The following is a 12,053-nucleotide window of genomic DNA, read 5'->3' on the forward strand; positions in this document are numbered from 1 at the left end:
CCGGCAACCGGAGCGACGCCCCGTCGAACACCACCCGCTTCTCGCGTATCTATCCCCGGCGGTGCTGAGGTCAAGACGGAGAATGTCTCCGTACACGACAACCGGCGTGACGACGGCGGCACCTAAACAGCGATCCTTGCGACAGCATTGTGGTCAGACCCGCATGAAAAACCCGCGCGGCGTACCGCGCGGGTCGCAATCGAAAAGCCTATGGATCAGGCGGCGCGGCCGTAACCGGCGTGCGAGCCTGAAGGCTGCAGCCGGAACTTCGTCAGCAGCGACTTCAGCTCGCGGCTTTCGGCCGCCAGCGTCTGGCTCGCTGCCGTCGTCTCCTCCACCATCGCGGCGTTCTGCTGGGTCATCTGGTCCATGCTGTTGACGGCGACGTTGACCTCCTGCAGCCCGGTCGCCTGCTCGCGGGCGGCCGTCGCGATCGAGGCCACCTGCTCGTTGACGCGGTTGACCTGCGCCTCGATCTCCGAAAGCGCCTCGCCGGTGGAGCGGACCAGGTCGACGCCGGCGCCGACCTCGCGCACCGAGGCGCTGATCAGTTCCTTGATCTCCTTGGCGGCACCGGCCGAACGCTGCGCCAGCTCGCGGACTTCCTGGGCAACGACGGCAAAGCCGCGGCCCGCCTCGCCGGCACGCGCCGCCTCGACGCCGGCATTGAGCGCCAGCAGGTTGGTCTGGAAGGCGATCTCGTCGATGACGCCGATGATCTGGCCGATACGGCCGGAGGAGCTTTCGATCCGCCCCATGGCGTCGATGGCGTTGCGCACGATGCCACCGGACTTTGCGGCGCTGGTCTTGGTCTGATCGACCATCGCACGCGCCTCGTTTGCCCGCTCGGAGGCGTGGCGAACCGTCGAGGTGATTTCGTCCAGGGCCGCGGCTGTCTCTTCAAGGGCGGCTGCCTGCTGCTCGGTGCGGCGGGACAGATTGTTGGCGGCCTCGGAAATGTCGCCGGCGCTGGCGGTGACGATCTCGGTCGAATGCGAGATCGAGCCGATGACATCGCGAAGCGCCGCGACGGCGGTGTTGAAGTCGTCCCGCAGCTTGCCGTATTCCGGCGCGATGTGGCCGATCTCGGCGGTGAGGTCGCCGCTCGCCAGGAGTTCGAGCGCCGCGCCGACGGTTTCCATCGTTTCGGTCTGCGCCTCGGCCGTCGCCCGCTGGCGCTGCTCGTTGCCGCGTCGTTCAGAGCTCAAGCGCTCCTGCTGTTCTGCCTCGCGCGAGCGCAGCTCCAGCCGTTCGCGCACCGAGTCGCGCAGCACCACGAGGACCTTGGCCATCTGGCCGATCTCGTCGCCACGGTCGGTTTCCGGCACCTCAGAGGAAAGATCCTCGTCGGCGATCGCCCGCATCGAAGTCTTCAGCTTTTCGACCGGCTTGACGACGCTGCGCACGATCGCCAGCGCCGCCATCAGGATGGCGAGCGCGGCGGCGGCAAGAATGCCGGCAACCTGCCAGGCGCGCTCGCGGAACATCGCCGCGAGATCGTCGGCATAGACGCCGGTCCCGACCACCCAGCCCCAGGGCTTGAAGCCGGCGACGTGGGAATATTTCAGCACCGGCGCGTCGGCACCGGGCTTCGGCCAATAGTAATCGACGAAACCCTGGCCACTCTTTTCGACGGTCTTGACGAACTCGACGAAGAGCTGCTTGCCGTTGGGATCCTTGTTTTCGGTCAGGTCCTTGCCGTCGAGTTCCGGCTTGATCGGATGCATCACCATGGTCGGATGCATGTCGTTGACCCAGAAATAGCCGCTGCCCTGGTAGCGCATCGCCTTGATCGCTTCGAGCGCGCGCTTCTGCGCTTCCTCGCGCGACAGCGTGCCGGCCACTTCCAGCTTGTGATAGGCGTCGAACACGGCGATCGCGTTCTCGTCCATCGCCGCGAGCATCGCCTTGCGTTCGCCGACGAGCTTTTCCTGCGCCTGGAACAGACCGAAGGTCAGCGCCGCCGCCATGGTCAAAAGCGCGAATGCCACCAGCGCGTAGAGACGCGCCGAAATCCTGAATTTCTTCATTGCCAATCCCCTGCCCCTCGGCGCTCCCCGCGCCGCCCCAAATCTGGCCGCCGCGGCATAGCCGGCAGGCACTCCCAGAGCCTGCAGGTTAGGGTGAGGTCTTTGCAAAGCTCCTAACGAGCACCCCCTAAATTTGACAAATCTCAATCAGCTTATGCGAAAGTCTAACGAGATGGCAGTTCAAGGACCGCGCCGGCATTTGTGCGGCGCCGGGTCTTCCCTCTAGAAGCGCGCTCGGGTTACATCTTGTCTCCAACAGGGAGACAGGCTGCATGACCGAACAGACGAGACCGACCGGCGAACTCACCTTGCGCACGCTCGCCATGCCGGGCGATGCCAATGCGGCGGGCGATATCTTCGGCGGCTGGGTAATGGCGCAGATGGACCTGTCCTGCGGCATCCGCGCGGCGGAACGGGCGCGCGGCCGCGTCGTCACGGCGGCGGTCAAGGAAATGGCCTTCGCGCTGCCGGTCAAGATCGGCGACACGCTCTGCATCTATACGGACGTGGTCAAGGTCGGCCGTACCTCGATGACGCTCAAGGTCGAGGCCTGGGCGCAGCGTTATCTCTCGCATCTGATGGAAAAGGTGACGGACGCGATCTTCGTGATGGTCGCGCTCGACGAGAACGGCAAACCGAAGCCGGTGCCGGCGGAAGAATAGGAGCGCGGCGCATGGAGCCTGCCCATACAGACCCGGAGATCTTCTCGCATATCCGCGTCGTCATGGGCATGATCGTCAGCCTGAGCCTCGCCCGGCTGTTGAGCGGCATTGCACTCTTCGTCCAGCATCCCGGCAAGACGCGCGTCTACTGGATCCACCTCGGCTGGGTCCTGTTCATGTTCGTCTTCCTCGTGCACTTCTGGTGGTGGGAGTTCCACCTGCATTCGCTGGCGGTGATCGATGTCAGCGTCTACCTGTTCGTCGTTCTCTATTGCTGCGTCTTTTTCTTTCTCTGCGTCATGCTGTTTCCAACGACGCTCGACGACTACAGCGACTACGAACATTATTTCATGTCGCGCCGGGCCTGGTTCTTCGGCGCCCTGGCGCTTGCCTTCGCCGTCGATCTCGTCGACACCGCGCTGAAGGGAAAGGCCTATTTCGCCTCCTACGGCCTTGAGTATCCGGCACGCAACGCCGTCTACATCCTGCTGTGCATCGCCGCCGCCTGGACCCCGAACCGGCGCTTTCACGCGGTCTTCGTCGTCGCGGCCGTCGCCTACCAGCTCGTGTGGATGTACCGCGCTTTCGATCTTCTCGATTGAGGCCCGGCAAGGCCGTCGTTGAGGATTTCCGCCCGGCGGTCTTGATCCAGCGGCACGGCAGTGCTTTATCCGTTAGTCATATCTATATCTCGCATATGCAGGTCGGGGGACTGTTGCATCATGGAAATCTTTACCGCTGCCGGCTTGGCGGCGCTTCTTCAAGTCATCGTCATTGACCTCGTTCTCGCCGGCGACAACGCCGTCGTGATCGGTCTCGCTGCCGCCGGCCTGCCGACGGACCAACGCAAGAAGGTCATTCTCGTCGGCATCATTGCCGCCACCGTACTGCGCATCGCGCTCGCCAGCGTCACGGTGCAACTGCTCGAAATCATCGGCCTGCTGCTCGCCGGCGGCATTCTGCTGCTCTGGGTCTGCTGGAAGATGTGGCGTGAAATTCGCGAGCAGCAGGCAGCAAATGCTGCGGGCGAAAACGGACAAGGCTCCGAGGCGCCCAGGAAGACCTTCATGCAGGCGGCCCTCCAGATCGTCGTCGCCGACGTCTCGATGTCGCTCGACAACGTGCTTGCCGTAGCCGGTGCTGCCCGCGAACATCCGACGATCCTGGTGATCGGCCTTGCGCTTTCGATCGCCATGATGGGCATCGCCGCCGGCTTCATCGCCCGGCTGCTCAACCGCTATCACTGGATTGCCTATATCGGTCTCGCGATCATCCTCTATGTCGCGCTCGACATGATCTATCGCGGCTGGGTCGAGGTCTGGCCGCATGTCGCGCCGGCTGTGGCCGCCCTGGTCTGACACCGGCGCCCCGACAGAAGCCGTCGACAATGAAAAAGGCAGGGCCGAGGCCCTGCCTTTTTGTTTGCTAACGACTCGATCGCTGCAGCGCGACGGACGTCATCACCCCTTGAAGATGAACGACGCGCCGGCCGCGATCAGCGCGAAGCCGACCAGATGGTTCCAGCCGATCGACTCCTTCAGCCAGAACACGGAGAAGGCTGCAAAGACGATCAGGGTGATCACCTCCTGCATCGTCTTCAACTGCGCCGCCGAATAGACCTGGTGGCCGATACGGTTTGCCGGCACCGCCAGGCAATATTCAAAGAAGGCAATGCCCCAGCTCGCGACGATTGCCATGTAGAGCGGCGACGACGTGTACTTCAGGTGCCCATACCAGGCGAAGGTCATGAAGACGTTGGAGACCAGGAGCAGCAGAACGGGCCAGAGATAGGCAGGAGAAAGGGTGAACGACATGAAGAACCTCGGCGTGCGAATCACGCTGAGACGATGCGCCGCCGCCCCATAGGCGCGCAAGTGCCGCCGCTTCTCCGGCGTAAAGACCTGCCTCGGAAGGTGCCGACCCACTATATTTTTGATGTCTGGCCCGGCGAATCGCCGTTTCGCATCAGCTATTTCGGCAATAAGCAATCCCTGCCCTAATATTTTACGGGTTTTGCCACAATTTTGCACCGGCGCATGGTGAATGAAGCTTTGCTGCCCGACGGGGCAGACAGGGGAATACCACACTTCGATACGGCAGTTGCCGTGAAGCTGGCTCCGCGTTTTACCGCGGTTCGCCGACGTGCCCGATGCGGCGTCTTCTCGACGCCTGCACGCGTGCGCCCGCTGATATCTCCCCGCCCAACATTGGAAACCGTTGAGCAACCGGGTGCCATGCCGGCGATTGCCAGGCCGCCCCAACCGTTCGCACCAAGCAACTTGTCAAGGAGACGTGACCATGAAGGTCCTGGCGTTTCTTGCGGCTGCCTATGTCGCGCTTCTAATACCTGATCTCGCCAGCGCGGGCATGCTTGCCCAGGCGCAGCAGTACAAGGGCCTGCACGAGGTCAAGAACAACAAGACCCTTCGTGCAGCGCTCGGCATCAACCCGGCACGCACACCCTGGTGCGGCCACTTCATGGGCATGGTCGCCCGCAAGGCCGGCCGCAGCCCACCACAGAGCTTCGGCATCGCCCGATCCTGGCTGCGTTTCGGCGCACCTGTGAAGCTAGCCTATGCGCGCCCCGGCGACGTCGTCGTCGTCCGCACCGGCCGCGGCTATCACGTCGGCATCCTGTCCATGCTGTCGAAATCGACGGCCCAGCTGATCGGCGGCAACCAGTCCGGCGGCGTCAGGGTCTCGCAGTTCGCACGCGGCCAGGTGGTCGCCATCAGGCGGTAGCGCGGCCACACCGCGCCCGAACGAGCATCTTTCAGCGCCGGCTTTCCGGAATGCGGACGCGCGCCCTCAGGCGAGCTTCAGCCGCATGGCACAGCGTCGCTCTGCCGGCAGCCCATGCGCCGCCTCGTTGGCAAGGATTTCGGCAAGACGCGGATCGAGTTCGCCCGCATCGAGCGTCACGAAGCCGAGCTTGCGATAGAAGTGCTCGTTCCAGGCAAGATCGCGGAACGTCGTCAGCGTGACGGCGGCAAGCGATGTCACGCGCGCATGCGTGATTGCCGCCAGCATCAACGTGCGCCCAAGCCCCTGCCCCTGACGTTCCGCCTCGACGGCAAGCTGCCAGATGTGCATGGCATCGTCGGCAACCGTGGCGCAAAGAAAACCGATCGGCCGATCGGAGGCATCGACGATCACCACCGACAATCCGGTTCGCAGGAACGCGCCATGGGCTTCCGCCGATTGCACGTCGTCGTCGGCAATCCAGGCAAGCTCAGGGATCGTGCGGAACGCCTCACCGGAGGAGCGCTCGATATCGGGCAGAAGGGAAAGGTCGCTTTCGCGTGTCGGTCGAATCAGGGGCATGATGGCGCCATCCTACCGCCGCGCGGCGCGAGGTCGACCCCGCTTCGCGTTCCCTGGCGGATAGTCAGACGCTTAAAGCGACAAGGCCATCAACATCTCGTCGAAATAAACATCGTCGACCCGCAACGCGCGCTGTTCCAGGCCGTATTCGACAAATCCTGCCTTCCGGTAGAGGTTGAGGGCAGCAGCGTTCGACGAGACGACCGTCAGCAACAGCCGCTCCACCTTGCCTCGCGCCTCCGCGATGATCCCGTCGACCAGCAGCCGCGAAAGCCCGGTGCCCCGCGCCTCCGGCAAGACATACATGCCCCAGAGCGTGCCCTTGTGCCTTGCCTTTGCAGCCGTCGGGATCGCGAGGCCAGCAACACCCATGAGCCTTTCATCGCCATCGAAGGCGCCGAGGACGAAGCCGCTAACAAGGCGTTCCGCTGTGACCGCGATCGGCCGGCCGGCCTCGTCCTCGTAGGACGCACCGAAGGCTTCCGGATGCTTCAGCAGCCCGTCCAGCCGAACGGCCCGGTAGGCCTCGGCATCACTGGAGTTGAGCCGGCCAACGGAAAAAGGCGCCATCACTGTTGATCCCATGTGCGAAAGAGGTGCCGGCCCGAACGAGGTGCCCCGGCAGGAAGACTGCGAAACTTGCACGATCGGCCGCCCCGGGGGAAGCACCCGCGAGTACAATCTGTCGTAGAAGCAGCGCCAAGCATTTTTGCGCATTGTGCAGCGTCTTCAGGCCCGATCCGGGCGATTTACGCTTCTCGGACTTTCTAATTTAAGTTACGCTTAATTTCCTTCTGACCAGATGCCGCAGGAGGGGCCCGCCGCCTTGGAACGGAAGCTCGCCGTGATCCTTGCTGCCGATGTCGCTGGCTACAGTCGCCTCGTCGCGATCGACGAGGAAGGCACGCTTGCGACCCTGGCCACCTACTGCGAGACGATATCCGGCCTGGCTGCGGAGCACGGGGGGCGCGTCTTCGGCGCAGCCGGAGACAGCCTGGTCGCGGAATTCCAGAGCGCCGTACAGGCCGTGCGGGCGGCGGTTGCAATCCAGCGGACGCTACAGCGCCGCAACGCCGATCTTTCGCCGGAGCGGCGCATGGAGTTTCGCATCGGCCTCACGCTCGGCGACGTCGTCGTCGACGGCAGCAACCTGCTCGGCGACGGCGTCAACGTCGCCGCCCGACTGCAACAGGTTGCACAGCCGAACGACATCTGCATTTCCGGCGCGCTGCACGACCAGATCGAAGGCAAGCTCGAGTTTCCGATGCAGCGGCTGGGCGAGCGTGCGCTGAAAAACATTCCGCGCCCGGTCCTGGTCCACCGTGTCGACTGGCGCGAGGATCCGGTCGGCGGGGACCTGCCCGGCATGCCGCTGTCGCTGCCCGACAAGCCGTCGATCGCCGTTCTGCCCTTCGTCAACATGTCCGGCGATCCCGAACAGGATTTCTTTGCCGACGGCCTGACCGAGGACATCATCACCGCGCTGTCGCTCTACCGCTGGTTCTTCGTCATCGCCCGCAACTCCTCCTTCGCCTACAAGGGCCGCGCCGTCGACGTGAAGCAGATCGGCCGGGATCTCGGCGTGCGCTACATCGTCGAAGGCAGCGTGCGCCGCTCCGGCTCGCGGGTGCGCGTCACCGGCCAGCTGATCGAGGCGGAGACCGGCAACCACCTCTGGGCACAGCGCTACGAGCGTGAGTTCGCAGATCTCTTCGCCATTCAGGACGAAATCACCCAGCATGTGGTCGCCGCGATCGAGCCTGAGATCCTGATCGGTGAAAACCGCCGCGCGCAGCTGCGGGGCACCGACAATCTCGGCGCCTATGAATGCCACATGCGCGGCACGCTGCTGCACAACGCGCAGGATTCCGCGGCCCATTTCGACGAAGCGATCGAGTGGCAGCGGCGCGCCATCGCTCTCGACCCGGAATTCGGCCGCGCGCACATGATGCTCGCGCGCTCGCTGTTTGCCCGCTGCTTCTTCGGTTTCAGCAAGGACATCGACCGCGACAGCGCCGAGCTGCAGGCGGAGGCCGCGCACGCCGTGGTGATCGACGACCACGACCCCTATTGCCACTATGTCATGTGTCTCGCCAACTTCGCGGCCCAGCGACCGCATGCAGCTGTCGAAGAGGCGCAGCACGCGATCGACATCAATTCCAACTTCGCGCTCGCCCACATGGCGCTCGGCTGGGCGCGCATCTACATCGGCCGTTTCGCCGAGGCGCTGGACCCGTTGCACAAGGCGTTGAGGCTGAGCCCGCACGATCCGCTCACCTATCTCTTCCTCAACCGCATGGCGCTCGCCCACTACCATCTCGGCAACTATGACGAAGCCCTGCGCTGCGCCGAACGGGCGCTGCTCTTGCGCCGCACCTATTTCAACCTGGTCATGCTGATCACCTGTCTCGGTCAGCTCGACCGCATCGACGAGGCGCGCAAGCTGCTCCCGGAAGCAATCGCCAACGCACCAAGCGACGTGCCCCGCTACTGGCGCTTCTTTACCGCCTATGTCGATCCCGCCGACCACGCGCATTTCAACGACGGGCTCGTCAAGGCGGGCCTGCCCATGGTTCCGTAGGCCGCCATGACACGATCGCAACTGTTCGGGGTTCTGATCGGCATGACGGTGGTGGCGTTCTTCACCATCCTGCGCGCCCAGGATCCGCAGTTGCTGCGCCAGGCGCGCGACGTCACCTTCGACGAATACCAGCGCGTAGCGCCACGCCAGTTCGAGCCGATGCCGGTCAAGATCGTCGATATCGACGAAGCGTCGCTGCGCGAGCTCGGCCAATGGCCCTGGCCGCGTGACCGGCTGGCGAAGCTGACCAACCGCCTGAGCGAGATGGGGGCCGCCGCAATCGCCTTCGACGTGCTCTTTGCCGAGCCGGACCGCTTGTCGCCGCGCACCGTCGTGCGCGATGTCGGTGGCGTCGATCCCTCCTTCCTTGCCGCCCTGCCCGACAATGACGAGATCTTCGCCGAGGCGATCCGCGACAAGCCCGTGGTGCTCGGCTTCGGGCTGACCAACGAAGGCAGCTACCTGCCCCCGGTCAAGGCCGGCTTTGCCCTGACCGGCGAAAGCGCCAACGAAGCGCCGCCCCGCCTGCGCGCCGCCACGCCGCTGAGGCCGCAGCTCGAGGCCAATGCCGCCGGCCTCGGCCATATCAGCCTCAATCCCGGCTCGTCCTCGGCGGTGGTGCGCACCGCGCCGCTGTTCCTGAGCGACGGCCAGCAGTTCTACCCGAGCCTCGCCATGGAGGCTCTGCGGGTGGCTCAGGGGGCTTCGACCTATGTGCTGGCCGCCGCACCCGACGTCGCCAACACGCTGACGGCGGTCAAGATCGGCGACTTCGTCGTGCCGCTGATGTCGACCGGCGAGGTCTGGCTCTATGTGACGCCAGACACGACGGAGCGCTATATCTCCGCCCGCCGCATTCTTGCCGATGGCGAGCCATCGCCGGATATCCGCGCCGGCATCGAAGGCAGCATCGTCTTCATCGGCACTTCGGCGGCCGGACTGCAGGATGTGCGCACCACCGCGCTCGGCCAGAACGTGCCCGGCGTCTCGATCCATGCGCAGATCGTCGAGCAGATCCTGTCGGGTCGCTATCTTTCGCGCCCGGACTGGGCGAACGGCCTCGAAATTCTCTCGATCGCGCTTGCCGGAACGCTGCTGGTGCTGCTCACCACCTTCGTCAGCCCAGTGGTCGCGCTTGTCTGCGGCCTGGCGGTGACTGTGCTGGCGCTCGTCGCTTCCTGGACCGCTTTCTACTATGGCGGACGGCTTTTCGATCCGCTGGCGCCGATCCTCGCCGCCTCGATCACCCATTTCGCGGCCACCGCCTATCGCTTCCTCGTGACCGATCGCGAACGCCGCGAGGTGCGACAGGCCTTCGGCCGTTATCTCTCGCCGTCGCTGCTCTACCGCATCGAGCATACGCGCAATGCGCTCAGCCTCGGCGGCGACGACCGCGAGCTGACGGTGATGTTCGTCGATGTGCGCAGCTTCACCGAGATGAGCGAGCGCATGACGCCGACCGAGGTCGTCGCTTTTCTCAACACGCTGCTCGATGCGCTGAGCCGGCATGTGCTGGCCAACGAAGGCACGCTCGACAAGTTCATCGGCGATTCGATCATGGCCTTCTGGAATGCGCCGGTCGACGTCGCCAACCATCCGCAAAAGGCAGTGCGCGCAGCGCTTGGCATGCGCGAGACGTTGGCGAGGCTCAATGCCGACAATGCCTTCGGCTTCGGCGCCGACCAGGAAGTGCGCATCGGCATCGGCATCCATACCGGGCTCGCCTGCGTCGGCAACATGGGCGCCGAGACGCGGTTCAACTATTCCGCCGTCGGCGACACCGTGAACATCGCCGCACGCATCGAAGCGGCCTGCAAGGACGTCAACATCGACATTCTAGTGTCCGAGGCGACCGCCCAGTCGCTGCCGGACCACGCGATGCTCGACGCCGGCGCCCTGGGGCTCAAGGGCAAGACGACGAGAACGCGGGTCTATGCCGTCGCCGGCGACGAAAACCTCGCGGCCTCGCCCGCCTTTGCGGATCTGCGCGGCCTGCACGATCGGCTGGTCGCCGCGCTCGCCGCCCGCACGCAGACAAGCCGCAGCATCGTCAACGCCGCCAAGCTGAAGGCGGCGGCGCTGACGCCGGCGCTCGCCGGCTTCTACGCCCGGATCGGCCGCCGCGCCGACCACTTCGCCCAGGCGACCGACGAGAACACCAAGCGTCCGGCCGAATGAGCTTTCCCGCGGCCGCTCGAATGCCACCTCACAGAACACATGCGGAAACGACCGCAGCTTTCTGATTCAGAGCTATTTTCGTGAAAATTCGCCGTCAGGCAGAGCGACCGAGTGCGCGCGCTCGGCATACAAATCAGCCGCACACCAGCAAAGCTGCTGCCGCCCCTTCAATCGTGGCTTTCGCCCTCGTGCTGCTGCGTTCCCTGGTCCTGGCTCGGCTGGTCGCCGCCGCCGCCCGTCTGCGGTCCGGGATCGCCGGGGTTGTCGTTGCGTGGACCGGGGTCGCCGGGCTGCTCGGTTTGCGGGCCGGGGTCGCCAGGGTTGTTCGGCTGCGGCCCCGGATCGCCCGGATTATGCGGCTGCGGTCCGGGATCGCCGGGGTTCTCCGGCTGCGGGCCCGGATCCCGGGGCTTTTCTTCCGGCGGCGGTTTCTGTTCGCGCGGCTTTTCTTCAACGCGGGCCGGTTGCTCCGGGACGGTACGGGTGGTGCCCTCGAACTGGGCCGCGCGCAGGCCGCAGCCGCCCCCTACCCAACCGATCGCGCCGGTCAGGCGTTGCCCGCCAGAGAGAAAAGGCAGCGCCTGCGCATTGCCGAGCGCCTTGAGCGTCGTGCGACTGACCCGCGTCGGTGCGGTGGCGCGACGCCCGGGCTTGGCGACGACGCAGTCGCAACGCTGCGTCAACTGCCGGCAGCCGCCGGCGCCGCAGAAATCCGCCGCACCGCTGAGCAGCACCACCGCAGTGGTTCCATCCGGGCCGACGAAGAAATCAAAGGCTGTGCCGCGCACGCCGATCGTGCCCGCCGGCGTCACGATTTCATAGGCGGAATGGCCGGATTTGCCGCTGATCCAGCGGAACGTGCCCTTTGCGGCCATGATCGTCAGCTTTTTCACCGACTTCTTGTCGTCATAGACGAACTTGTCGATGACCACGGAAGAGCCCCAGCCGACGGCAAGCTTGGTGCCATCCTCGAAGACGAATTGGCCGAGGCCGGACTTCGAGGTCGAAATCCGTTCATCCCGGTAAACAGGGTCTCTGACCGCAATCGCACCGCGCGCACCGCTGACGGCCGTCCGGATTTCCACCGCCTTGCCGACCGGTTCGGCGGCAGGCGCAGACAACGGGCCAAGGACCACGGCACAAAGCACGAATGCGGCACCACGCAAGCAGAACATGGCACCCTCCAAAGAACTATTGTTATCACGTGGCGGGCTTTGGTGTCTTCTCGCCCAATCGGGGTAACGCAGCGTCAAGTGCGCAACCGTAAGGGTTAGGCGG

Annotated in this window: 11 protein-coding genes; 6 read left to right on the forward strand and 5 right to left on the reverse strand. The window is 64.8% G+C overall.

Annotated elements, in window-relative coordinates:
• Nucleotides 1–215: 215 nt before the first annotated feature.
• Nucleotides 216–2,030 carry a methyl-accepting chemotaxis protein gene (locus tag ACIQUG_RS04485; RefSeq protein WP_402317829.1) on the reverse strand — a complete coding sequence of 605 codons (1,815 nt, stop codon included), beginning with the start codon at nt 2,028–2,030 and terminating at the stop codon, nt 216–218.
• A 272-nt stretch (nt 2,031–2,302) separates the two neighbouring features.
• Between ACIQUG_RS04485 and ACIQUG_RS04490 the strand changes: the two genes are divergently transcribed.
• From ACIQUG_RS04490 to ACIQUG_RS04500, 3 genes are all read left to right on the forward strand, one after another.
• The gene (locus ACIQUG_RS04490) at nt 2,303–2,692 is read left to right on the forward strand and encodes an acyl-CoA thioesterase (protein ID WP_043626011.1); all 390 of its coding nucleotides are present in this window, start codon (nt 2,303–2,305) and stop codon (nt 2,690–2,692) included.
• 11 nt (nt 2,693–2,703) lie between these two features.
• The gene (locus ACIQUG_RS04495; protein ID WP_192446308.1) at nt 2,704–3,294 is read left to right on the forward strand and encodes a hypothetical protein; all 591 of its coding nucleotides are present in this window, start codon (nt 2,704–2,706) and stop codon (nt 3,292–3,294) included.
• Nucleotides 3,295–3,414: 120 nt separating this feature from the next.
• A complete protein-coding gene (locus tag ACIQUG_RS04500; protein ID WP_402317834.1) occupies nt 3,415–4,050 on the forward strand; it encodes a TerC family protein in 636 nt (211 codons plus the stop codon).
• 102 nt (nt 4,051–4,152) lie between these two features.
• Here the strand turns inward: ACIQUG_RS04500 and ACIQUG_RS04505 are convergent, their stop codons facing one another.
• Entirely contained in the window at nt 4,153–4,506 is a 354-nt protein-coding gene (locus ACIQUG_RS04505) for a DMT family protein (RefSeq protein WP_402317837.1), read from the reverse strand.
• 484 nt (nt 4,507–4,990) lie between these two features.
• Between ACIQUG_RS04505 and ACIQUG_RS04510 the strand changes: the two genes are divergently transcribed.
• Nucleotides 4,991–5,434 (forward strand): TIGR02594 family protein, encoded by a 444-nt coding sequence (locus ACIQUG_RS04510; RefSeq protein ID WP_402317840.1) that lies wholly within the window; start codon nt 4,991–4,993, stop codon nt 5,432–5,434.
• Nucleotides 5,435–5,500: 66 nt separating this feature from the next.
• Here ACIQUG_RS04510 and ACIQUG_RS04515 read toward each other — a convergent pair whose 3' ends face one another.
• Both ACIQUG_RS04515 and ACIQUG_RS04520 read right to left on the reverse strand, forming a co-directional pair.
• A complete protein-coding gene (locus ACIQUG_RS04515; protein WP_402317843.1) occupies nt 5,501–6,016 on the reverse strand; it encodes a GNAT family N-acetyltransferase in 516 nt (171 codons plus the stop codon).
• Nucleotides 6,017–6,088: 72 nt separating this feature from the next.
• Nucleotides 6,089–6,586: a GNAT family N-acetyltransferase gene (locus tag ACIQUG_RS04520; RefSeq protein ID WP_402317846.1), complete on the reverse strand. Its 498-nt coding sequence runs from the start codon at nt 6,584–6,586 to the stop codon at nt 6,089–6,091.
• A 256-nt stretch (nt 6,587–6,842) separates the two neighbouring features.
• On the opposite strand from ACIQUG_RS04520, the gene ACIQUG_RS04525 reads away from it, so the two are divergent.
• A complete protein-coding gene (locus ACIQUG_RS04525) occupies nt 6,843–8,597 on the forward strand; it encodes an adenylate/guanylate cyclase domain-containing protein (protein WP_402317849.1) in 1,755 nt (584 codons plus the stop codon).
• Between the two features lie 6 nt (nt 8,598–8,603).
• A complete protein-coding gene (locus ACIQUG_RS04530) occupies nt 8,604–10,775 on the forward strand; it encodes a CHASE2 domain-containing protein (protein WP_402317852.1) in 2,172 nt (723 codons plus the stop codon).
• A gap of 167 nt (nt 10,776–10,942) precedes the next feature.
• Here ACIQUG_RS04530 and ACIQUG_RS04535 read toward each other — a convergent pair whose 3' ends face one another.
• The gene (locus tag ACIQUG_RS04535; protein ID WP_402317855.1) at nt 10,943–11,950 is read right to left on the reverse strand and encodes a FecR domain-containing protein; all 1,008 of its coding nucleotides are present in this window, start codon (nt 11,948–11,950) and stop codon (nt 10,943–10,945) included.
• Nucleotides 11,951–12,053: the final 103 nt, after the last annotated feature.

The sequence above is a fragment of the Ensifer sp. NPDC090286 genome, assembly GCF_044769565.1.
Taxonomy (GTDB): domain Bacteria; phylum Pseudomonadota; class Alphaproteobacteria; order Rhizobiales; family Rhizobiaceae; genus Ensifer.

What these genes read in the sequence shown, in the direction of transcription:
- ACIQUG_RS04485 (WP_402317829.1), bottom strand. Translation starts at nt 2,030, where the DNA reads ATGAAGAAATTCAGGATTTCGGCGCGTCTCTACGCGCTGGTGGCATTC.
- ACIQUG_RS04490 (WP_043626011.1), top strand. Translation starts at nt 2,303, where the DNA reads ATGACCGAACAGACGAGACCGACCGGCGAACTCACCTTGCGCACGCTC.
- ACIQUG_RS04495 (WP_192446308.1), top strand. Translation starts at nt 2,704, where the DNA reads ATGGAGCCTGCCCATACAGACCCGGAGATCTTCTCGCATATCCGCGTC.
- ACIQUG_RS04500 (WP_402317834.1), top strand. Translation starts at nt 3,415, where the DNA reads ATGGAAATCTTTACCGCTGCCGGCTTGGCGGCGCTTCTTCAAGTCATC.
- ACIQUG_RS04505 (WP_402317837.1), bottom strand. Translation starts at nt 4,506, where the DNA reads ATGTCGTTCACCCTTTCTCCTGCCTATCTCTGGCCCGTTCTGCTGCTC.
- ACIQUG_RS04510 (WP_402317840.1), top strand. Translation starts at nt 4,991, where the DNA reads ATGAAGGTCCTGGCGTTTCTTGCGGCTGCCTATGTCGCGCTTCTAATA.
- ACIQUG_RS04515 (WP_402317843.1), bottom strand. Translation starts at nt 6,016, where the DNA reads ATGCCCCTGATTCGACCGACACGCGAAAGCGACCTTTCCCTTCTGCCC.
- ACIQUG_RS04520 (WP_402317846.1), bottom strand. Translation starts at nt 6,586, where the DNA reads ATGGCGCCTTTTTCCGTTGGCCGGCTCAACTCCAGTGATGCCGAGGCC.
- ACIQUG_RS04530 (WP_402317852.1), top strand. Translation starts at nt 8,604, where the DNA reads ATGACACGATCGCAACTGTTCGGGGTTCTGATCGGCATGACGGTGGTG.
- ACIQUG_RS04535 (WP_402317855.1), bottom strand. Translation starts at nt 11,950, where the DNA reads ATGTTCTGCTTGCGTGGTGCCGCATTCGTGCTTTGTGCCGTGGTCCTT.